This window comes from Cyclobacterium salsum, assembly GCF_010119245.1.
Lineage (GTDB): Bacteria > Bacteroidota > Bacteroidia > Cytophagales > Cyclobacteriaceae > Cyclobacterium > Cyclobacterium salsum.
Map to the genome: position 1 here is coordinate 573,713 of NZ_WNKG01000002.1, position 21,186 is coordinate 594,898.

General features: G+C 42.3%; 24 protein-coding genes. 6 read left to right on the plus strand and 18 right to left on the minus strand.

Annotation, left to right across the window (positions count from 1 at the left end; translation table 11 throughout):
* The first annotated feature begins 89 nt into the window (after positions 1–89).
* Positions 90–596 carry an acyl-CoA thioesterase gene (locus GJS45_RS04975; RefSeq protein ID WP_162340492.1) on the plus strand — a complete coding sequence of 169 codons (507 nt, stop codon included), beginning with the start codon at positions 90–92 and terminating at the stop codon, positions 594–596.
* A gap of 20 nt (positions 597–616) precedes the next feature.
* On the opposite strand, the gene GJS45_RS04980 is transcribed toward GJS45_RS04975, so the two are convergent.
* The 4 genes from GJS45_RS04980 to GJS45_RS24060 all read right to left on the minus strand — a co-directional run bounded on the left by GJS45_RS04980 (position 617) and on the right by GJS45_RS24060 (position 5,987).
* Positions 617–1,564: a hypothetical protein gene (locus GJS45_RS04980; protein ID WP_162340346.1), complete on the minus strand. Its 948-nt coding sequence runs from the start codon at positions 1,562–1,564 to the stop codon at positions 617–619.
* Between the two features lie 301 nt (positions 1,565–1,865).
* Positions 1,866–3,875, minus strand: a complete 2,010-nt coding sequence (locus GJS45_RS04985; RefSeq protein ID WP_162340347.1) for an alpha/beta hydrolase — start codon at positions 3,873–3,875, stop codon at positions 1,866–1,868.
* Between the two features lie 185 nt (positions 3,876–4,060).
* Positions 4,061–5,122 (minus strand): helix-turn-helix domain-containing protein, encoded by a 1,062-nt coding sequence (locus tag GJS45_RS04990; RefSeq protein ID WP_162340348.1) that lies wholly within the window; start codon positions 5,120–5,122, stop codon positions 4,061–4,063.
* 133 nt (positions 5,123–5,255) lie between these two features.
* The gene (locus GJS45_RS24060; protein WP_394366566.1) at positions 5,256–5,987 is read right to left on the minus strand and encodes a sterol desaturase family protein; all 732 of its coding nucleotides are present in this window, start codon (positions 5,985–5,987) and stop codon (positions 5,256–5,258) included.
* A gap of 224 nt (positions 5,988–6,211) precedes the next feature.
* On the opposite strand from GJS45_RS24060, the gene GJS45_RS05000 reads away from it, so the two are divergent.
* Positions 6,212–7,072, plus strand: coding sequence for a phytanoyl-CoA dioxygenase family protein (locus tag GJS45_RS05000; RefSeq protein WP_162340350.1), 861 nt, complete (start codon positions 6,212–6,214; stop codon positions 7,070–7,072).
* A 336-nt stretch (positions 7,073–7,408) separates the two neighbouring features.
* Positions 7,409–7,546 carry a hypothetical protein gene (locus GJS45_RS05005; RefSeq protein WP_162339962.1) on the plus strand — a complete coding sequence of 46 codons (138 nt, stop codon included), beginning with the start codon at positions 7,409–7,411 and terminating at the stop codon, positions 7,544–7,546.
* Positions 7,547–7,693: 147 nt separating this feature from the next.
* Here GJS45_RS05005 and GJS45_RS05010 read toward each other — a convergent pair whose 3' ends face one another.
* The 3 genes from GJS45_RS05010 to GJS45_RS05020 all read right to left on the minus strand — a co-directional run bounded on the left by GJS45_RS05010 (position 7,694) and on the right by GJS45_RS05020 (position 10,278).
* On the minus strand, positions 7,694–8,539 hold the full coding sequence (locus GJS45_RS05010; RefSeq protein WP_162340351.1) for a TlpA family protein disulfide reductase: 846 nt from the start codon (positions 8,537–8,539) through the stop codon (positions 7,694–7,696).
* Between the two features lie 128 nt (positions 8,540–8,667).
* Positions 8,668–9,918, minus strand: coding sequence for a M56 family metallopeptidase (locus GJS45_RS05015; protein ID WP_162340352.1), 1,251 nt, complete (start codon positions 9,916–9,918; stop codon positions 8,668–8,670).
* Between the two features lie 3 nt (positions 9,919–9,921).
* Positions 9,922–10,278, minus strand: a complete 357-nt coding sequence (locus GJS45_RS05020; protein WP_162340353.1) for a BlaI/MecI/CopY family transcriptional regulator — start codon at positions 10,276–10,278, stop codon at positions 9,922–9,924.
* A 115-nt stretch (positions 10,279–10,393) separates the two neighbouring features.
* Here GJS45_RS05020 and GJS45_RS05025 point away from each other — a divergent pair, with 115 nt between their 5' ends.
* Positions 10,394–11,071, plus strand: a complete 678-nt coding sequence (locus tag GJS45_RS05025) for an ATP-binding protein (protein WP_162340354.1) — start codon at positions 10,394–10,396, stop codon at positions 11,069–11,071.
* Positions 11,072–11,464: 393 nt separating this feature from the next.
* Here the strand turns inward: GJS45_RS05025 and GJS45_RS05035 are convergent, their stop codons facing one another.
* Positions 11,465–11,641: a DbpA RNA binding domain-containing protein gene (locus GJS45_RS05035; RefSeq protein ID WP_235954603.1), complete on the minus strand. Its 177-nt coding sequence runs from the start codon at positions 11,639–11,641 to the stop codon at positions 11,465–11,467.
* Between the two features lie 82 nt (positions 11,642–11,723).
* Between GJS45_RS05035 and GJS45_RS05040 the strand changes: the two genes are divergently transcribed.
* On the plus strand, positions 11,724–12,269 hold the full coding sequence (locus GJS45_RS05040) for an REP-associated tyrosine transposase (protein ID WP_162340356.1): 546 nt from the start codon (positions 11,724–11,726) through the stop codon (positions 12,267–12,269).
* Positions 12,270–12,322: 53 nt separating this feature from the next.
* Here GJS45_RS05040 and GJS45_RS23915 read toward each other — a convergent pair whose 3' ends face one another.
* The 8 genes from GJS45_RS23915 to GJS45_RS05075 all read right to left on the minus strand — a co-directional run bounded on the left by GJS45_RS23915 (position 12,323) and on the right by GJS45_RS05075 (position 18,940).
* Positions 12,323–12,454 carry a hypothetical protein gene (locus tag GJS45_RS23915; protein WP_262887922.1) on the minus strand — a complete coding sequence of 44 codons (132 nt, stop codon included), beginning with the start codon at positions 12,452–12,454 and terminating at the stop codon, positions 12,323–12,325.
* Complete coding sequence (locus GJS45_RS05045) at positions 12,444–12,656, minus strand: hypothetical protein (RefSeq protein WP_162340357.1); 213 nt, start codon at positions 12,654–12,656, stop codon at positions 12,444–12,446. Before GJS45_RS05045 ends, GJS45_RS23915 begins: the two co-directional genes overlap by 11 nt.
* Positions 12,657–12,957: 301 nt before the next feature.
* On the minus strand, positions 12,958–14,283 hold the full coding sequence (locus GJS45_RS05050) for a DEAD/DEAH box helicase (protein WP_162340358.1): 1,326 nt from the start codon (positions 14,281–14,283) through the stop codon (positions 12,958–12,960).
* A gap of 167 nt (positions 14,284–14,450) precedes the next feature.
* The gene (locus GJS45_RS05055) at positions 14,451–15,032 is read right to left on the minus strand and encodes a DUF4136 domain-containing protein (RefSeq protein ID WP_162340359.1); all 582 of its coding nucleotides are present in this window, start codon (positions 15,030–15,032) and stop codon (positions 14,451–14,453) included.
* A 339-nt stretch (positions 15,033–15,371) separates the two neighbouring features.
* Positions 15,372–17,039 carry a ribulokinase gene (locus tag GJS45_RS05060; RefSeq protein WP_162340360.1) on the minus strand — a complete coding sequence of 556 codons (1,668 nt, stop codon included), beginning with the start codon at positions 17,037–17,039 and terminating at the stop codon, positions 15,372–15,374.
* 116 nt (positions 17,040–17,155) lie between these two features.
* Positions 17,156–17,680: a hypothetical protein gene (locus GJS45_RS05065; RefSeq protein ID WP_162340361.1), complete on the minus strand. Its 525-nt coding sequence runs from the start codon at positions 17,678–17,680 to the stop codon at positions 17,156–17,158.
* Between the two features lie 468 nt (positions 17,681–18,148).
* Positions 18,149–18,469, minus strand: coding sequence for a hypothetical protein (locus GJS45_RS05070; RefSeq protein ID WP_162340362.1), 321 nt, complete (start codon positions 18,467–18,469; stop codon positions 18,149–18,151).
* Positions 18,470–18,583: 114 nt separating this feature from the next.
* Positions 18,584–18,940 (minus strand): hypothetical protein, encoded by a 357-nt coding sequence (locus tag GJS45_RS05075; protein WP_162340363.1) that lies wholly within the window; start codon positions 18,938–18,940, stop codon positions 18,584–18,586.
* A 134-nt stretch (positions 18,941–19,074) separates the two neighbouring features.
* Between GJS45_RS05075 and GJS45_RS05080 the strand changes: the two genes are divergently transcribed.
* Positions 19,075–20,034 carry a calcium/sodium antiporter gene (locus tag GJS45_RS05080; RefSeq protein WP_162340364.1) on the plus strand — a complete coding sequence of 320 codons (960 nt, stop codon included), beginning with the start codon at positions 19,075–19,077 and terminating at the stop codon, positions 20,032–20,034.
* 71 nt (positions 20,035–20,105) lie between these two features.
* On the opposite strand, the gene GJS45_RS05085 is transcribed toward GJS45_RS05080, so the two are convergent.
* Both GJS45_RS05085 and GJS45_RS05090 read right to left on the minus strand, forming a co-directional pair.
* On the minus strand, positions 20,106–20,369 hold the full coding sequence (locus tag GJS45_RS05085; protein WP_162340365.1) for a hypothetical protein: 264 nt from the start codon (positions 20,367–20,369) through the stop codon (positions 20,106–20,108).
* Positions 20,370–20,503: 134 nt separating this feature from the next.
* Positions 20,504–21,079, minus strand: a complete 576-nt coding sequence (locus GJS45_RS05090; protein ID WP_162340366.1) for a DUF3244 domain-containing protein — start codon at positions 21,077–21,079, stop codon at positions 20,504–20,506.
* Positions 21,080–21,186: the final 107 nt, after the last annotated feature.

A 21,186-nucleotide genomic window follows, 5' to 3' on the forward strand; every position in this document is an offset into this window, starting at 1 on the left:
TTTTTTACGATCCTTAAGATAATGAAATTTAATCTATTCGGCACAATGATTTAAATCATATATCTTTGTTATTCATTCCTAATCAAGCGATGTTTGAATTTGATAAAGAAAAACATTATCCAAAAGAAACGGAGAGCCGGGTGGTCGTTCGCTTTCAGGATTGTGACCCGTTGCAGCACTTGAACAATGCCAAGTATTTCGATTATTTCTTCAATGCACGAGAGGATCAGGTGCCCAAATTGTACGGCGTGGAAATGATTGATTTTATCCGCAAATACAAGGCTGCCTGGGTGGTGTACAATCATAACATTTCCTATGTCCGACCGGCCAGGGTAGGCGAATGGGTACGGATCATGAGCCGCGTCATCTGGCATGACCACCAAACCGTGCTCATTGAATATTACATGACCGATGACAACAAGGAGGAATTGAAAACCTTACTTTGGACAACGATGCGCTACGTCGATATGAAAGAAGGAAAGTCCACGGAACACACCGGAGCCGTTAAGGAATTTCTTATGGCCGTTTCTGAATCCATCGACGTTCAGAAAATGACCGTCAAAGACAGAATCAAAGAAATAAAATCCAAATTGTAAACACACCACAAACCAAAATACTAGCTAAATAAACTATAGGTAAGTAACAGCTGGTTTTCTTTTTCCCAGCGAATCCACCCAGTTCCCAACGGTTTGAAATCCTTATCTAAAAGCGTAACGTTCAACCATTGCCCTTTTACCGCTGCTGCTTGAAGGAAAACGTACTCGGTGCGAACCTCGTCCGCATTTTCCTGAGGCTTGATTCTGACAGCTACCTGCTGACCGGGCAAGGCTTCTACCGAAAAAACCTGCAATAGGAATTCCGGCCAGTAGATCAGGTTGCCATTGGCTCGTTCCATGAGTGCTGTTTGGCCTGTTTGCTGATTGACTTCTACTTCCACCATAGTTCTTCCCAGGCTGATCACTTTTAATAAAAGCCGGTCGTAATCCAATTTGAGGTGTTGCGGAAAAAAATAGGGTGGGGCATAAGCAATATCGTACATTCCTTGTTCATTTTTAAAGAAAACCAGGCTGTCCTGTACCATACCAGATCCATCCCAGGCACCAGGAGAAAAAGCTCCATAGAGGTAATGCGTGGAATGCTGCAGGTAATCCGGGCTGAAAAAACCCAGCCCTTTGGGCGGTGTCTTTTGGTAAGAAAAGGTGACCGGTTGGGTGGGGGTCACAGGTTCGGCGGGGGTCACAGGTTCGGCGGATGGCTCGTTTGTGGGTTTTTGGCGGTGATTCCAGCGCAGGGTGAACAGCAGAACTACCACCAACAGTATCCCTGTCAATGCATAATTGGTTTTTACAATGTACTTTTTTTCTACGTATAGGGTCAGCATAATACCAACTATCAGGCAGCATATAGCTCCCATCATAGCATATCCAACGACGATACCAGCGCTTGCAAGGCCCTGGCCCTTGCCGACACCCATTCCCGCTACCAACGCTCCTGTTCCAATAAAGCTAAGGGGAACCAATAGCAGGTAAAATAATAGGCTGTAACCTTTAACCGTATTTTTCATAGCCTTAATTTGATTGGGATCGGTCTAGCATTCGATCTGTAAGAAGGGTCAATGGAGTGCTGTCTATTGGGTTTCGTATTATTATTTTCAGGGCCGGTAGGTCACTTTGCTGATAATCAAATAGAAATGACATCAACACAGTATTTCCCTTGTCCCGCCACACGCCTACCATCCATTTTAACGATTGCGCGTATCCGGAAGGAAATTTACCTACTAGCTATTGACAAAAGCCCATAAAAATAATAATTTATTCTTTAAATAAAAAGAATTTCTTTTAGGTAACCATTTGATATTGATAAACTTACTGTCGTATAAAACCGTTTTTGCCAGCCCTTTTCAGACTACGTTCAGACCAAAGGTATGCCTCGGGTACCGCTCCCAAAAAGCTGGTTTGGGTAGGGGCGATAAGAGCGGGAATTTGGTACAAGTCCGTTACTTTTAATACGTTCAATAATTCCAGTGCTGTGTCCCTTCCATTGACAGGGCTGGGTAGGTCATGCGTCTCCGGTGGATGGGACAGGATCAGGTTTTCGCATTCCTCGTCCAAAAAAGCCGCATACATGGCAACAAGCCCCATGCCGTCTCTGGCAGCGATGCTGATTTTTTCCGGGTCTACACCGGGCAAGGTTCGGGCATATTTCAGGGCCCGCAAGGCATCGTATACCTGCATGGAAGGCAAGGTTCTACCCGTCCAGGCCGCTGCCCTCCGCACGTGCCAATTCAATTCCGGTGCCCAGCCAACCTCTCCGGTTCCCCGTACTTCCAGGTACGCAACGTTTTTACCGCGGGCGATTTTTTGGGCAAAGCTTTCCGAATCCCACCGTTGTTCCCCGGGGCTTCTTAAGATGATTACCAGGGGATGGTTTTCGTCCGGATTCTGCCGGTAAAATACATTCAGCTTTAAGCGCCAGCCCTTCTCGCTGGTAAATGCAAACGTCTTGTTTCCAAAAGGAGCCAAATCAGCCGTTCGGTATATTTCTTTGCCTTCAAAAGCCGCCGCCGCGTTCGGAAATGCACCAAAGGTACGCGTGGATAAGTATTCTTTAACCTTTTTGCGGTGCTCTTCTAACTCTTTTTCACTGTTTATTTCCGGGGGGGAAGGAATCTCTATGAAGTGCTCCTGAATGACAGGGGTAAGATCTCCCTCAGGTGCGGAATCACCATACACCGACAGGCTATCGGCGGGAAGCAAGGCAGCGGGACCCGTTTCGATGTCTTCGATTTGCCCGGGAGGGACGGTTTTTCCCATCAGGTGCTTGAGGAAGAATGAAAAAATGGCTTTACGCGATTGTTCGTGATAGGAATGCCCTCCGGGTGTTATCACCAGAGATACCTGGTCTTCCGCTCCCATATTTTTGTAAAAAGAGGTTAGCATTTGATGGAATTTTCGGGTGGATTCGACGCCATAAAGTTCGTCTCGGTCCGACTGGGCAATTAATAGCGGTCTGGGGGCGATCAAGGAACCAATGTCGGTGAAGTCCATTTGAAACGTGTTGTTCGGCATCATGCAATCGCAGTGTCCGTCAATCCTTCGATCGCCTATCTGGGAATCCATGGTGCCAGCCCCACATACAGGGGCGGCTGCTTTGATCCGGGGATCTGCTGCGGCCAGGTACCAGCTTTGGGAGCCGCCGCCGGAAATACCGGTGACCCCTACATTATTCATATCCACTTCCTTTCGTTCGGCCAGGTAGTCCAGGGCCCGGATGGCATTCCATAGCTCCACAGCGGCGGGATTGTATCCGCGGGAATACCAGTGAAACCAGCCTTTGTTATAGGGCCCCCAATGATGGCCATCCACCTCGCCGAATTGCAAGGTGTCGAAAATCAAAGAGGCAAAGCCCAGTTGGGCAAGTCTACGTGGGTGGGCCTGGTAGTGTGCTTTTTGCCCCGGGGCATGGCCGCAAAGGTACAAGACCAGCGGCCGTGGGGAGCTGGTATCGTCTGGTAAATACAAATTGGCCGGTACAAACAATCCCGGCAAGGACTCAAAATAGAATTTTTCGATCGTAAATCCATCTTCCTGAATGGTCCCCGTATGGCGGACGGCGGGAGCGGTACGCGGCCCCTCCATGGAAAAGCCCATCATTTCGATAAACTGCTGGTACAGCTCCGGCCTGCGGTTTTCCCAGTCGGAAGGGGAGAGGGTTGGAGGAGGAAAATTAGCACTCAGAGCAGCGGCTTCCTGTTGCAAATAGGACAGGATGGGATTGTTCGTAGGTTCGTTTTGCGCCAAAGAAATAAATGGCATACAAACAAAATGCAATAAAAACGGCAAATACAAGGAAAGTAATTTTGGACCCTGTTTCATAGAAAAAAGAATTTATGTGATTTCGGAAAGTAGTAACCAATTTGTCCGGCACTTAAATTACCTTCTAAGCTAATCAAAAATTTGGAAAATTGCAGTACGCAGGAATTCCTCTTCTTGAAGAAATTTCAGATGGGATAGTAGTTTGTTTTGAGCGTTCACTTTCCCATGTACGAGGGGGCGTTGATTTACTTTTCAGCCGTTTTGCTCGCGTCTTCAGGCTGTTCCAGTGGGATCAAGGTGGAGGAGAGTCCCGCCCTTGTCATGCTCGAATATATTTTAGAGCGCAGGTCTTTGAAAAACCGGATTCGTTCTTTTTCCCCTACAGTGCTAATCATGCTGGATTTTTTTATCAGGTTTTCCAGGTTACCAAACATGGCATCATTTAGCCTGGGATCCATGGAACCGATGAAATACAAAACACTATGGTTTAGGTAGGTGATTTTTTTGTCATCCATCTCTGCCATAAATGTATTATCTCCCAAAATAAACTCGTTCACAAGTAGCCGATAGGGAGCATTATCCGGCTCCGGGCCACAATTTGGGTTGAATTTTTTGCCCAACTCGGCCTGTTTTTCAATATGATCTACCAGGTTTAGCAATTGTTGGTATATTAACTGGCTATCTGCAATATTTGAGATAATACCCATTTCGTGATAGCTATCAATCTGTCTAACGGTGGTGTTGATACTCTCCACATTCCAGATTTCGGTTGTGGGGGTTTTGTTGTAAAATTTCAAAATTTTTTGAATAAGGCCATCATACTGCTCAAAATGATTGATTTTAGAATCAAAGGATTCGTTTTTGAACCGCTCGTAATATAAGATGGATCTCATCCAGAAAAAGAACTTGAAGTATGTCAGTTCTTTAAAGTAGAAATGATAAAAAGGAGGAATATCCTTGAGCAAAAAATAGATATGTTTATGCTGGTGTTTATTTACCATCTCAAGTTGTTTTAGTATATCTTCAAGCCAGGATGTGAACCTGTTTTCGGATTGGTCGTTTAATTTTCCATGAAAGAGGATAGCATCGCTGTTCAGATTCATTAACTGATCTAGGGAGATTTTGAAGTGTTGGCTGATTTTTTTGATTTCCTCTAGGTTGATCATTTTCTCTCCTCGAATCCTCCGGTAAGCACTATCTGTACTTATTTCCAGTATATCCGAAACCTCATCCACCAGCGATTTATAAGCAGGAAGTAAAGTTTTGAGATGCTGAAAAAACCGATGCTGTAAAGGGTTGTTATCCATGGGACAAGATGTGGTTTTAAAATTTATAATCCTTAAAACTATTTTAATAAAAATTATAATTTGTTAAAATTGTATTTACCTAATCATATTAGATTTTTTTGGTAAAAAAAGCAATCATTTTTCTAAGAAAATTTCAACTTGGTTCTTTCCCAGATTTGTTGACCTTTCCCGGATATGTTTTTTTGAAATAGAATTCCCGAAATTTTGGTGATATGCTGGTAGGTTTTGGTGCTAAGGTTCCAAATAAATGATCCCATAAGATCAGACTGAAACCAAAGCAATTGTCAGGATACCTGCCATGGTGATGTAAATGGGATTCCTGAAGTCTGGGAAATAAGCGACTAGCCCAAGACTGATGAAGCATCCAATGCATAAGGGTATAGCCTATAAAGCCAATAAAAAATCCCGTGAAAATGACAATAATGGGAGGGAGGAAAAATGAAAAGTAGAGCAAAATCAAACCGCTAATTAACATCCCTAATCGGTGCCATAATGTAATCTTTATATGTGAAGGATTTCGGTGATGGTTCATATGAGATTGGTACAACTTTTTTTCAGTGTTAGGCTGAGGATGATGCATGTAAAATCGATGTACAGAATATTCTGTGAATGTCCAGCTGAGCCAGCCTGAAATGATCCATATTAGCCAACTTGCAAAGGTATCGGATAGCAAGCTTCCAGCAATCCATAAAGGAAGCGTGAGTGTCATAAATACCAACAAACAAGGTAGTAGTCCTAATGGTTGGTGTTTTTTTTCGGAAAGAAGAGATGTGTTTTTCATGGTTATTTTGATTGTGAGATTGTCCGAAATTAGATGCAAGACCAGGTTTTTACCAATTGAAAAATTTAACGCATCCAGATCCATTTGCTGTAAGCCCGAAAAAGCTGTAATTCAGGGGGCCGAAGTTTTGGTTTGTACTATTCTTGGGATATTTATATTGCCTAATTGGGGGATTTTACCAAAAATACTTTCACAATTGAGATAGATTATTTAAAAAATTTTGGTGTTTTAATATTTCGCTTTATGCAGATACCGGATCAGAACCGAGATAGCTTTCTTAATTCGTATTTTATGGTTAATTTTCCTTCATGAAGCCATTTACCAAGCAACAAACCGAAGATTATGCCCGCGATGGATACCTGGTGGTACCTGGATTTTGCTCCCGGGAAGAGACGGATAGATTATACCGGGTAGCCCTGGACGATGAGGCCATGCGGAAAAATGCCATGGACCTCAACGATCAATCGGGAAAAAAGACCCGCTTATCTCTCTGGTTTAAGCCAGGAAATGACGTTTTTGGCTACCTGACCCGCAGCCGGAAAATGGTTCAGTCTGTGTCGGAATTGTTGGAAGGAGATGCCCCAGTTTGCCATTTTCATTCGAAATTAATGCAAAAAGAACCCAAGGTGGGTGGGGCCTGGGAATGGCACCAGGACTACGGGTACTGGTACAAAAATCAGTTTATGTTTCCGGATCAGTTGCTAAGTGTAATGGTTGCGCTTACCCCAGCCTCTAAGGCAAACGGATGTTTGCAGGTAATCAAAGGCTCCCACAAGTTAGGGAGGGTTAATCATGGCTTTGCCGGTGAGCAAGTGGGTGCGGATAAGGTAATGGTCGACAATGCATTGAAAACCATGGAATTGGTATATTGTGAATTGCAGCCCGGTGATGCCTTGTTTTTTCATAGTAACCTGCTTCACCGTTCGGCAGCCAACCTGTCGGATGAACCCAGGTGGAGCATTATCTCTTGTTTTAATTCCCTGTCAAATATCGCTTACAATGAACCTTCCACTGCTTGGAAGGAACCCATTGAACAGGTACCGGACGAGGCCATTTTGGAATGGGAGGCAGCTTCCCTTTCGGAGGCGGATTTTCTAAAAAAAGAAAACGATCCGGCCCTTAAAAATACAGGATGGGAATCGGATGTGGAGGTTCAGAAAGATAGCTGAACTTGTTTTGTCTACAATGGCAGAACCAGCGCGTTTCCAGCTCGGATATCTCCTTTAATTTTTCAAGTTTGAAGGTAAATTCGCTGGGATTTGGATCAGCTGATTGGGTTTGCCCTCGTTGGGATTACTATCCATTCCCTAGCTCCGACTGGGTGTAGAATCCTCTACACCCTATTATTCCTGGATTCCTTTAAAATTGTCATCCATTATAAGCCATTTGCAATGGCTCATTAAAGAATCTCTTGGTAAATAAACACCCAAAATGTTGAACAGTTTCTAACCGAAATTTGAAAAAGTACACATGAAAACCATGCCATTAAACTTTATCGAACTGAAATGATCGAAAGTAACATGCTTTACAATCATGAAGATCCGGTAAGGGCAGGAATTGTGGAAAAACCGGAAGACTATATGTGTTCAAGCGCAAGGAATGATGCTGAATGGGTAGGTTTGATAGCCGTGGATTATTGGTAATGACGTCTATTTCCAATTGCAAATTGAAAATAATAGAAGGGTGTAGTTGCAAACTCCCAGATGAGGTAACTTCAGCGAAATTACCATATTAGCTGAGAGTGTAATTTCAACTAACACTCCCTATTTGCTTTTCGATAAAATTCACCCTTAATCTTTCATATTTTTTGCGATACTTTCCTCATAGATTTTTACAACATCCAAGACCCTTGATCTGCTGCTATAATATACACCTGATTGGTTATTACTGTTATCTATTTTTATTATGCTCAGCTTGCCGTTTTCAATGATGCCATATTTCGGCAAACTGTTAATTCCTACCCCATCTATCAATTCTTCCTGTAGTATTTTATTAGCTAAAAGATGTACACCGGATAAGTTTTTTTTATAAATGTAGGATTGCCATACCTCTTTTTTCTCAGGCTTGTCGAAAGAAACATACAAAATGCTCATATCCTTTTTGGAGTCTTTTAATAAGGATTTCATGATTTTATGATCGATCAAACACGGACCACACCATGTAGCCCAGAAATCAACAAATATTACCCGCTCCTTTATTGATTTTACCATGCTTTCAAAGGAACCGTAGGCGGCATTGTTCATGATGCTTATTGATGTGCTATCAATTTCATTAAGCCGTTGCCCGTTTATGGAGACTGTATTATCAAAATCTTCCACATCAGCCTGTATATTTACCGTATCCATGGGAAACATTAAAGTTTCTACTTGGTGGGTGCCAATGTTCATCCTAACATAAGAAGGAGCCATAAAACCGATGTTAATGAGAAAATCTCCCGAGGAATTTGTTCTCAAAATTATATTGCTTATATCCCCGAAGCTGTTGTCTAAGGCGGTTAAACTTATTTCCCCTGAATTGTAATTCCGGAAGTTTCCCATAATCAGTGTCTGCGAATGATTCTCCAAGGAAAAACCAAATAATAAAATTGTTATAAAAATTCTCATTGCGTAATTATTTATACCGTTATTGGCTTTCATCCATATTAGCCAAAAGTAGAGAGTTCATTCCTATTTGTAATAAATCTTTTGCCCAGACTCTTCCGATGGCAATTACATTTGGGGCTGATATTATTCCGATCAGCTCTCAGTCCACTATAAACCGGTAGTTAAAAGACAATTACCTCGGTCGGTTTTTTATAAGAAACCGTATCAATGATTACGTCCTCGATCCCATGATTGTTGAAAATTTCTTTAACATCTAGGATTTGCTTTAAAGGGATTTCAGTGTAGGTTTTTATCAATCCAGTCAGGGAGTATTTGTCCGGATCCAGTTTTTCTACCTCCAAAACTATTTTGCCGGAAATGTCTTCCAAAGGCACTTCTTTCCCTCTCAGAAGGACCCGGCCGTGTTTTTTAAAGAAAATATCAATATAGTTACTATTCACAGGATCCGGTGATAGAGTGGCGACAGTAACAGATTTATCTTTTTTCAAATTCGGCGTCTGATGGACTTTATCATTTTTATTGGGATCATCAACAACAGCAACTGTTTCTTTTTCCGAAAGGGATACCAAAAGAACTGCAAACACCGGTACCAGTAGCAATCTTGCCAAACCGGCAAATCTGTTTTGATTTTTTGATTTCATCATAATTATTCGTTTTTTAAGGTTACTTGAATTAAATTCTGTAAATAATGGGAGCTTAACCCTATTCTGCACCATTGACAGCATGGTTGACAGGTATATTTGGATATCAGATTCCCTGATAACCATATCATCAGCCCGGAATTCGAGGTTATTTCTAATAGCCTGACTATGAAGCCATCCAAAGAGGTTAAACCATTGGAGAATTAAAAGCAGTTCAGCAATTATAATATCATAAAAATGTTTTTCTCTTGAGTGGACTGATTCATGGTTTAAAACCACCGCTATGGAAGGATTGTTAAGAATGTTTTTCCCTATAATAATCTTGTTAAGAAAAGTGAAAGCCCGGACATTATCTTCGGAAACATAAACATTTATTCCATTAACAACTTTCTCCCTGCATCTTTTTTGGATTCGGGCAGCTACTCTATACCCATAGACTAGCTTTATAAAAAAATATATTACTCCTACCAGGTAAATAGTCAGCAAAAATTCCTGAAAGCCTATAGATTTTCCTGCTTCTGTTGCATAGGTTACAGGTTCTAAAACATCGGCACCATTGACGCCATAGGAAAAATAATTGCTTGTCGGCCTGAGGTAGGAGCTTGCTTTAAAAGTTATAAGGGGTATAATAAAAGAGGCAATAAAAGATCCTACAAGATAAAAGCGGTTAAATACGAAATGCTTGCTTTTCTGGAACAGAAAATGATAAGCAATATAGAAAACAGCAGTTCCAATAGCAACCTTCAATAGATAATAAAGAACATCTTCCATGGTTTATTTGGATTTTATAAGTTTCATTATTTCTTCAATTTCTTCCCGATCAAGTTCTTCATCATCTATAAAAGATGCTACCGCATTGGAAAATGAGTTGTCGAAGTAATCGCTAATTATCTTTTTCATAAAACCTTTACGGTATTCCTCCCTTCTGAGCAGTGGAAAATATTCATAGGTGTTTCCATATTGTTTAAATCCCACGATTCCTTTATCCTGTAATATCCTCACCAGTGATGAAATGGTATTGTTGTGTGGTTTAGGATCTGGGTATTTTGCCACAATATCTTTAACGAAAGCTTTTCTGAGTTTCCAGAGGATTTTCATTACCTCCTCTTCCTTTTTTGTAAGTTGGACCATACTGTATTAATTAATTATTTAAATATACAACGGATAAATCAGGTAAACAACTGATTTATCATTTATTTTAATTTTTTAATTAATTAGCTTCTTGTTTAGCTAAAATTTAGCCTCGATGATGTTTACGGAAAATCCGGAAAAATACTTTCCCTATTCCAGGGTAGAGATCGTGCATTTTCCAAAGGGAGAATCCGAACCAGAGTTTTTTGAGGCGCCGCACATTACGGGTCCGGTAGATTATATGATTAATCGTACCATGGAATACCTTAGGATAAATGTGTTGAAACAAATGACTCGAAAAATACAGGGGCAGTCAGCATCCGTACGTGTTTGGAACTACCCTTTCGAGGCTTTTGAGGAAATAATTGCCAATGCACTTTACCATCGGGATTATCAAACCAGAGAACCAGTAGAAATACGGATTTATCCCGACAAGGTGATGGTGATCAACTGTGGAGGACCGGATCGTAGTATAAAGATAACCGAATTTCGAAAGGGTACCGTTTTTCCTCGCAGGTATCGGAATCGGCGCTTGGGAGATTTTCTCAAAGAATTGGATTTAACGGAAGGCAAGGCAACGGGTATCCCTACCATTCGAAAAGCGATGAAAGCCAATGGTTCTCCCCTGCCCGATTTTATTACAGATGAGGAGAGGAGTTTCTTTCAGGTAAATGTTCTTGTTCACCCTTGGTTCCTTGAAGAAGTTGAAAAGGATGAAATACCCCCCCCCAATCCGAGGATGAACCCGTCACAATCGGTTTGCCGGAGAAGCAAAAAGAGATCGTTCAATTGATAGTAAAAGATCCAACGGTCTCAGTAAAGACAATTTCTGAAAAGTTGGAGATAAACTACTACACAGCCAAAGAGCAGGTAAATACCCTTAAAGAAAAACGGGTGTTGGAGAGAATAGGAGGGACCAGGGGATATTGGAAGGTTTTACCCAAGACTTATTGATTACCGAAGATCTTCGGAGAGCTAGTTGAAAGACCTCGAATCCCTCAACTGGGTGTAGAATCCTCTACACCCTATTATTCCTATCTTCCTTTAAAATCGTCATTCATTATAAGCCATTTGCAATGGCTCATTAAAGAACCTCTTGGTAAACAAATGCCCAAAATGTTGAACAGTGTCTGGCCGAGATTTGAAAAAGTACAAATGAAAACCATGCCATTGAACTTTATCGAACTTAATTAGCGATTTCCAGTTTTACCTTCACTTTTTTTAATTTCTGGCCAGATGTATTTTTAAGCAGGTCCGAAACCTTTTGACGGGGAATCGCGACATAAGTTGCCGTTTCCAGAATACTGATCAAGCCAATTTCATTGCCCTTCAGTCCACCTGTTTTGGTTAAAAAGCCCAGCACATCCCCACCTAGGTGTAGTTTGTAACTACACCTTTTTATCCTTGGAATTTGTAATTCCAGTTTACAACAATTATTTTCAATTATGGGCGAAGCTTACCGGATAAGAGATCAGGAAATGCCCTATTTCTTCACCTTCCAAGTGGTTGGATGGGCAGATGTGTTTTCAAGAAAAATGTATAGGGATTTTATCTTGGAAAATCTGACTTATTGTAGAAATGAGAAGGGGCTTTTTTTGTTTGGTTATGTCATCATGACCAATCACCTTCACTTGATTGCTCAACAAAAGGATGGAAAATTATCAGACTGGGTTCGGGATTTCAAAAAGTTTACAAGCAAAAAATTGCTCAAAATGATATTGGAAAATCCTCAGGAAAGCAGAAAGGAATGGTTGAAGATGATTTTTGCTTATCATGCTAAGTTTAATAACAGATCTGGAGAAATGCAATTTTGGACACATGAAAACCATGCCATTGAACTTTATCGAACCGAGATGATCGAAAGTAGAATGAATTATATTCATGAGAATCCGGTAAGGTCGGGAATCGTGGAAAAACCTGAAGACTACATGTGTTCAAGCGCGAGAAATTATGCGGGATTAGACGGTTTGATAGCCGTGGATTATTGGTAATGATGTCCATTTCCAATTGCAAACTGAAAAGGATAGAAGGGTGTAGTTGCAAACTACACCCAGATGGGGTTTTTGGCAAGCTCATTGCCCAGGGCTTTCAGTTCAGTTTTTAGGGACCGGTATTTTTTGGTGAGCTTCTTAGCCTCTTTTTTGAAATGATCAGTAAGTTCAATCTCAAAGTTCATCGAGGAACTCTTGAAGCGGTGTACCCTTCATTTTGCCTTCCTGGATCAACTTCACCTCCCTAAAACCCTGCTCAAGCCCGTCTAAAGCTTCCTGGCGTGCTTCTATTGGTTCTTCCTTTATCTTTTCCAGTCCCAGGTTTTTCACCAGTTCCAGAAAGAAGGAATACTTGTGCTCGGGTATCATAATCGTTATCTTTTTCATAATCAGAAAGGATTATTTTGATTTTATTTTTTGGTAAAAGCGGTTCGTAAAGGCCACCGTGTTTACATGACATTTTTTTATGGATTAGGTCATTTTTGTAATACCCTTCCTATTTAATTTATTTCCATTTGCATTCATTAAAGCGTTTAATACGCCAATATAGGAACCTTTGGCCAGTTAAAAAAGTTGCAATGGCTCACTAAACAATCTCTTGGTAAACAAATACTCAATATGCTGAACAGTGTCTGGCCGAGATTTGAAAAAGTACACATGAAAACCATGCCATTGAACTATATCGAACTTAATTAGCGATTTCCAGTTTTACCTTCACTTTTTTTAATTTCTGGCCAGATGTATTTTTAAGCAGGTCCGAAACCTTTTGACGGGGAATCGCGACATAAGTTGCCGTTTCCAGAATACTGATCAAGCCAATTTCATTGCCCTTCAGTCCACCTGTTTTGGTCAAGAAGCCCAGCACATCCCCTTTACTGATTTTGTCTTTTTTCCCCCCGCTGATATACAGACATTCCATGGGAGACGGCTGGGGAGTGGTGAAGTCCGCGGGGACCTGGTATTCCGGCAACTCCTTCGTCAAGTATTCCGGAAGCTGTTCGTCATGAGCCAATACCAGATAGCCGGTTCCTGAAGCGTGCATACGGGCGGTTCGGCCATTGCGGTGAATATAAGCCTGCTCCGAGGTAGGAAGTTGGTAGTGCACCACCTGCCTTATTTCAGGAATATCCAGGCCCCTGGAAGCCAAATCGGTTGCAATTAGTAGGTTCTGGCTGCCATTCCGAAAACGTATCAGGTTTTTCTCCCGATCTATCTGTTCCATGCCACCGTGCAGCAGGGCATGAGCGAAGTTGTTTTCGGTAAGCATCTGGCTGATCCGGTTCACGGCCTCCCGGTGATTGCAGAAAACCAACGTGCTTTCCCCGGCCAGGTCCGCTAGCAACCGGAGCAGTGTATCCGCTTTTTCTACGCTGGAGGTTCTCACTAGTTTTAGCTCCAGACTATTGGAGGAAGCGCCTTTCAGGAAATCCAATGTCTCCCATTCTCTGGCTGGAAGCATATCGGGCAAGGGATGCAGCAGCGTGGCGGAGGTTAAATAAAACCGAGGTTCCCCTTTTATTTTTTCGAACAGCATGTTCAATTGTTCGTGGAAGCCCAGTTGAAGGGACTTGTCAAATTCGTCCAGGACAATAAGGGAAAAATCATCGGGCTCGATGTTTCCGCTGAGGACATGGTCGGAGAGTCTTCCGGGTGTTCCCAGCACCAAACCGGGATTGTCATTTAGCCGATTGGTCTCCACCTTCATCTCGTGACCACCGTAACAGGTACAGGAGGAAATACCTGTTTTTAGTGATTTGAATACTTGTTCGATCTGCACGGCAAGTTCCCGTGAGGGAACTACGATCAATGCCCTTTTGGAGGAGCCTTCTTCTTGTAGTTGTTGAACAAGGGGAATGAGGTACGCCGGCGTTTTGCCGGAGCCCGTTGGGGCCAGTAGAATCACTTCTTTGCATGATGCTGCCTTTTGGAAAAATGCCAGTTGCATTTCGTTAAATGCGTCGAATGGTAGATTTTCAAGAAGGGGCTGAAAGTCGGAATGGTTTGCTGCTGTCATTTGGCAAAGGTACGGATTGCGTTTTCGGAAACCGCATCCAGAGCAAGATTCAATAAGTAACCAATATTAATGAACCTGCGCCCGGTTGACGCTTTACATATTGAAAAACAAAAAAGCATCCCATCAGTGATGAAGGGATGCCTGATATCGGCGTTTCGATAATTTTATTAATTTCTAGTAAGAATCTTGAATTGGTCCATCACTTTATAGGTAGCCCGGGTAAGGTCAATGTGGATGTTTGGGGAGGCATAATCAAAATACGCCGAAGTGTATCCCTGCCAGATCGTATTGCCTTTTTTGTGATCGATGACCAAAACTACCAACATGCCGTCATTCTGGGTGTATTTTACGGCATTGTAATTTTCTCCTCGTTTTTGGCGCTCAAGACTGTCCAGGACGGATTCTTCTACCAATTCGATGCCTTGTTTCTTTAACCAGTAATCAAAGTTGGGCTGATTGTAACCCCTGTATCGGACTTCACTCATATAAAGCTTGTGAATGATCAGCAAATCAGGGTTATTCTCTTTTTGTCGGAATCCCTGTGAACCCAAACGGGAACTAATGGATTTTTCAATAATGCCGGTAAAATCGGCTTCGTTTTTTCCTTCCTCTTCCACAAAGCCAAAGGTCTTGTATTTTTTAAAAGCTCCTTTGTAGTTATAATCGTATTCGGCAATAAAATCTTTTTGAGACAAGCAAGCTGAATTAAGGATCAGCAAAACAAAGATGAAGTAGTTAAAATTTTTCATACAATTTTGTTTTGAACGTGTTGGTGATATGGCTTGAAGTAAAAACAGTGAGAACAAAAACGTCATTCATTTCAGAATACAATTTTGTCAATACTGATTAAACCTCATAATAGAAATTTTGTTTGCCGGGCCAAGGGTAAAATTCATTTTAATGTTAGCGATTTTCAAAAGGAATTCCAAAAATTTCCTATGGAAATGAAAAAACTTATCTTACTGAGGCTAAGAGAGATAGCTTTAGTTAAGAAATGTAGGGGGCAATTGCGTTTCAACGTATAAAAAAAGGCAATCAAAAATGATTGCCTGTGGAATAATTCCGTAAACCAATGGAAGATGGAGTACCTACTGCTTTTGGCCGTTTTCGATATAATTCCCCAATTCCAGGTATCGTTGATATTTTTTTTGATAGACGTCACGATATTCCGCCCTGGGTTGATATACCTTATCGAAACCATTACCCATTTTGGACACTGCATCCGGAACATTATCATACAATCCTGCTGCCGTGGCGGCATAGATGGCTGCGCCAAGCGCAGGGGCCTGTTCGGATTTGGCTACCTTAATGGGCATATCCAATACATCTGCCATGGTTTGCATGACTAGAGTCGATTTTTTGGCAACGCCTCCCAATCCGATCACCTGCTGTATGGGAACGCCCTCCTCTCTGAATCGCTCAATGATCCGTTTGGAGCCAAAACAAATGGATTCAACCAGGGCCAAAAAGATACTGCCGGCATGGGTGCCCATATCCAATTCAGAAAGCGCTCCCTTTAGGTTTTGGTTGGCATCGGGTGTCCGGCGCCCATTGATCCAGTCCAGCGCCATTACCTGACTGGTGTCCGGAGAAAGTAAGGCTGCCTGGTTGGATAGGGTTTGTATTAAATTGGTTTCCAACGTTCGGCTTATCTCGGCATAAGTGGCTTCATCCAGGCCGGATTCAGAAAGGGTAGCCAGGACTGGTTTTTGAATCAATTGAACAAACCATGCCAATACATCTCCAAATCCTGACTGACCTGCTTCCAGCCCAATTTTACCGGGAATGACCGATCCATCTACTTGACCACAGATGCCTTTTACGGTTTTGTTTTCTAAAGAGGCAGGAGAGGTGACCATGATGTCGCAGGTGGATGTACCCATCACTTTTACCAGAGTTCCCTCCGCTACTTCTCCGCCCACGGCCCCGGCATGGGCATCAAAGGTGCCTACTGCCACGGTGATTCCGGGTTCCAGCCCCAATCTGTCCGCCCATGATTCCGAAAGGTACCCTGCTATGGTATCGGATGTGTAAGTGTCTTTGTAAAGGTTATTTTTCAAGGCTGCCAATCGAGGGTCTAACTGTTCTAAAAATTGAGAATCCGGAAGCCCACCCCAGCTTTCATGCCATAGGGCTTTGTGACCTGCAGCACAGCGGCTTCTTTTAAAGCCAGGAAGGTCTTGTCCCCCAATGAGTTCGTAGGTAAGGTAGTCGCAATGCTCCATCCACGAATGAGCGGCCTCGGCCACTTCCCGGTCCTCGCGGATAATGTGAAGAATCTTTGCCCAAAACCATTCCGATGAATAAATCCCTCCTTCGTACTTGGTGAAATCTTCCCCTCCCCAGGATCTGGCCAGCTCATTGATTTCGTCCGCCTCTGCCACCGCCGTGTGGTCCTTCCATAAAACCATCTGGGCATTGGGGTTTTCCTTGAACTTTTGCGACAAGGCTAGTGCTTTTCCCTGCTCATCTACCGGAAGTGGGGAAGAACCGGTGGTATCTACACAGATCCCCTTGACCGCTGTCTTGGGGACGCCGCTGTTTCCCATAATGGCTCGAATGGTATGCTCCAAGCCCTCCAAATGATCTAAAGGATGCTGTCGGAATTGATTTTTGCCAGGGTTGCAATACCTTCCTTCCTTCCACCTGGGATAGGCAAAAACTTCGCTGGCCACCGTTTTCCCGTCTGCTGCATTCACCAAGACGGACCTGACGGAGTCGGTTCCAAAATCAACTCCCAATACGTATTTGTCCATGTGTTCTTTATTTTGGGTTGATAAAAAATCCACCTTTCAAGATGGCTTTCTATTGGTAAAAATATACCCAAATATTGAAAAATGACCCATTCCTGACTTAAAAATAGCAGAATGACTTAGTAAAGATCCGATTCGGAAGGGTCTTCCTGATGCCAGGTCTGTACTTCCAATATGGAATCGTTTTCGGTTTTTATTGCCATGTGGTATTCGTATTTGATTGATTTTAAGGTCTCTCCATCCAATGCGGAGAAAGTAGTCCAAACCAGCGTCCAGTCCCCTTTCAAAATTCCCCGGTTTACCCGAATGCTTTTAAGAATCGGGTCACTAAAGGACAGGTGGCTCATTTTTTTATGTTGGGACTTCCAATGGGCTAGTTCCTGCATGCTGTCCCGAATGGAATCCGTATTGGTATTGATACATTTAAAGTCCTCGTGAATCAGTTCTTTGATGTAATCGTAACTTTCCAGTTGCAAACCCTCCAGGTAGCGTCGAATTAACTTTTGATCCGATTTTTCCTGAGGGTTGGCGGTGACAGGAGGGGGGGAATCCCCTTTAACATGGATCGGCTGCTTTTCGTATTGACTGGAAAACAAGTATCCAGGCAAAAAAGCCAGCGCTAGTGAATTTTGGATGTTGGTCATGTCTATAAATTATTTCCTAAAAATAGTTTCTTTGCTCGAACACGGGTTAGAGATTCGAAGCACGGTGATATCATCTACAAAATACAAAAAAAAGTATTAAAAATTCAAATTTCAGTGTTTTTTATTTTCTTTTCTGTGTAAATACCTTACAATCGGGATTTTTAAAACCAATTCCCGACCCAATTGGGCTGGAATTTACCATACTTCCGGCTACGCACTCCCTCCCGAAACGGCAAAAAAAAGCCGGGGAATAATTCGATTTCCCCGGTTTTAAGCAACTAATTAATCTTTAATCGGATGGACAAGTTGCGCATTGATAATTTGAACCCACTTTTTAGCCAGCGGCCCCTCACCGAATAAGTCTGAGTGTCTTTCTCCATCGAAAAAGAGCAATCGAGCACTGCCTGTTTCCGGATTCCAAAACGTTATCTGAATCTCTAAACGGTCAATTATCTCCTCTCTTTCCCTTCACCTTCCTTTAAACCGGCTGGATTTTAGCAGGTATGCGTCTTTTATTTCGTCGATCTGAAGTTGAATCAATTCCTGAGGTGAAGAGGTGTTTGTATAGTGTATTATTCGGTTGGTTTCGTCCAAACCGATCGCGTATTGACCCCGCCAAAAATCGAATTGGTGGAGCTGAACTCCCTGATCCAGGGCTGCCTGGAAAAACCTCTGGCGATGCCCTGTCTCCAGGCGCTTTCGTTTGTTGGAATGATAAATCAATGGCGTAATAAATGCCACAATAGCCAGCAAGGACATGCCCAGGCTGACGGGTTCTATTGGTATCATTTGAAAATATCAGAATTAAGTAAAGAAATGAGTTCTGTGCACGGATACGGGAAATCATACTTCTACCATTTGAAGTACGTTTCCCTTCTATGCTACACCAGGTAAGCTCATGCGTTAATCATAAAAATGGAAGGGGAATAGGATCAACCGTAGCCGGAAAATGGCAAATCCTCCTGAAATCCAGCCGGCAAGGCCAGGTAATTCGGAGGGCACGTCCACCCACTCGTACCGATTTTTACCTAATCCCGATAATAGATGGTAGGTAGGTTCAGTATTCCTGCTCGAATCCTGCTCGATACTTTTGTAGAATACTGGTGAATCCTCCTGGAAATCAGTGCTACTAACGGACTGAAAGGTACGAGTAGTTGAGGTTATTTCTTTGCCAGGATCGGCGCATGAGGAGAGAACCGGAATTACTAGTCCGGATAGAACTAGCAACAAAAAAGTCTTTAATCCGGAATAAGCTCTCATGTTCTATTGAAGTTATCCGGTTTAACGAAAAATTAAAAAGAGAGGATTAGTTTAAAAAAAAAAATATTTTTGTTTATCTTGTTTTATGGCATAAAATAAGCCTATATATTCGGAGTTTAAATCTTAGCCTCTGAATGATACTTTCACTCGTATTGCTTGTAATTGGATTTGTTCTGTTGGTATACGGAGCAGATAAATTGGTGGAATCAGCCTCCAGTATCGCTTCCCGGCTGTCCATTCCCAATATGGTGATCGGGCTAACGGTGGTGGCCTTTGGTACCTCCGCACCCGAATTGTCAGTAAATGTGATGGCGGCGATGGAGGGATCCGGAGAAATGGTCATGGCCAATGTACTTGGCAGCAACATATTCAACGGACTGGTGATTTTGGGAGTTTGCTCGCTTGTTTTTCCACTCACCGTAAAGTCAAATACTACCTGGATAGAGATACCGTTGAGTTTTCTGGCAGCCCTGTTGGTCTGGATCCTGGCCAGTGATCGCTGGTTGGATGGGGGAGAAGTTAATTTGGTAAGCAGAAGCGAAGGGCTGGTGCTGATATCGTTTTTCGTCATTTTCTTAGTTTATAACGTGATGGTTTCAAAAAACCCCGAAACCCAATCGGAAGAAGTGCCTGTAACTGAAATGAAAGTGAGCAGTGCTATTTTCTGGTTTGTGCTGGGATTAGCTGGTTTGGTATTCGGAGGACACTTAATCGTGAGCAATGCCATTTTTATTGCCCAGACCTTCGGATTATCCGAACGGGTTATCGGATTAACCATCGTCTCTATAGGAACTTCCCTGCCGGAACTCGCCACTTCCCTGGCAGCAGTAAGAAAGAAAAAAGTGGATATTGCGATTGGCAATGTGGTGGGTTCAAATATCTTCAATGTCTTTCTGATACTAGGGCTGTCCTCGACTATTTTCCCGGTAGTGATTCACGATGCGACATTTTTAGACATTGTGATGAATTGTGTGGCGGGATTGCTACTATTTTTATTTGTTTTCTCAGGAAAAGGTAGAATGCTCGAAAGGTGGGAAGGAATCACTTTCCTATTAATCTATGCCGGGTATTTGTATTATTTACTCTTTTTGTAACGGTTTATCTTATAAATCAAGGGTCAAAAAAAAGCTGCCATTTGAGGTGGCAGCTTAGGTTAGTGGGTAGCTTATTGAACTACAGCCGGTGAAAGATTCTCCGAATGGGTAGAATCCGCCTGCAGAGGCATTTCCTCCTTGATTTCAGCCTCGGAGACTTCCTCGATCTGTTCAGTAGGTACAACTAAGGTTTCCTCTGTGGCTTTTTTTCCGCAGGAAAGCAGAAGGCCTGCTGAGCAGACCATCAAGGCTAAGATGATTGTTTTCATTTGTTTTGTTTTTTTAGCGTCGCTTGGACAAAACAAACGATCTAATTTGCGTGCCAGTTTGTGCATTTTTTATTCTTTGGCAGAAAATTATTTTTGAAAGAAATTATTCTCATTTATTGTGGTTTGAATTTGTCGGGTAATGAGAAAAAAAATGGGACTTATCGCTAAGTCCCACCTGTTCGATTTACAATAAGTAATTATCAATTATCAAATCGGATGTACTTTTCCCTTCCATTGGCATCCGTTACCATTAAGGTCAACCCATTAACGGGAATGTGTTCAAATACATAATCTTTTCGAAAGCCCCTGGGTTCGTTAATGGTTTCATTCAGCAGGAGCCGGTTGGCATGGTCAAAAAATTTAACAATTGTCCCTGGCTTTTCGAGGCCTACTACGAGTAGAGATACTTTATGAGGTCCCGCCTGTTTCCCGTAGGCCATCAAGGGAAGAAGTACTTTTTTTCGGTTTTCTATTTCATACGAGTTGCTTCCCTCATCTCCGATAACGTGCAATACGTAATGGCCTTCATCAAGCCGCGATAAATTAAGCGGGATGATAATCGGTTCTTTTGTCTGGTATTTTTCATTATATAACGTTTTTCCACTTTTGTCTGTAAGCCGTAACGTTACCTTTTCCATCGCTGATTTAAAATGGACGCGGACCAACTGGTCTTTTGCTTCAATTCGGGTGTTTTCTTTCAATTCTTTGAGACCAGGATTTGCCATGGAACCAAAAGATAAAACAAGAAATAAGAATAAGGAAAATGAGGTTTTCATGATTTTGACGGTTAATTGTTTTGGAATATTTACTATCATTTTTGTTGCCTATTTACATGACTAATGGCCAATTACAAGCCAAAAAATCGAAGTACTGAGTATAGGAT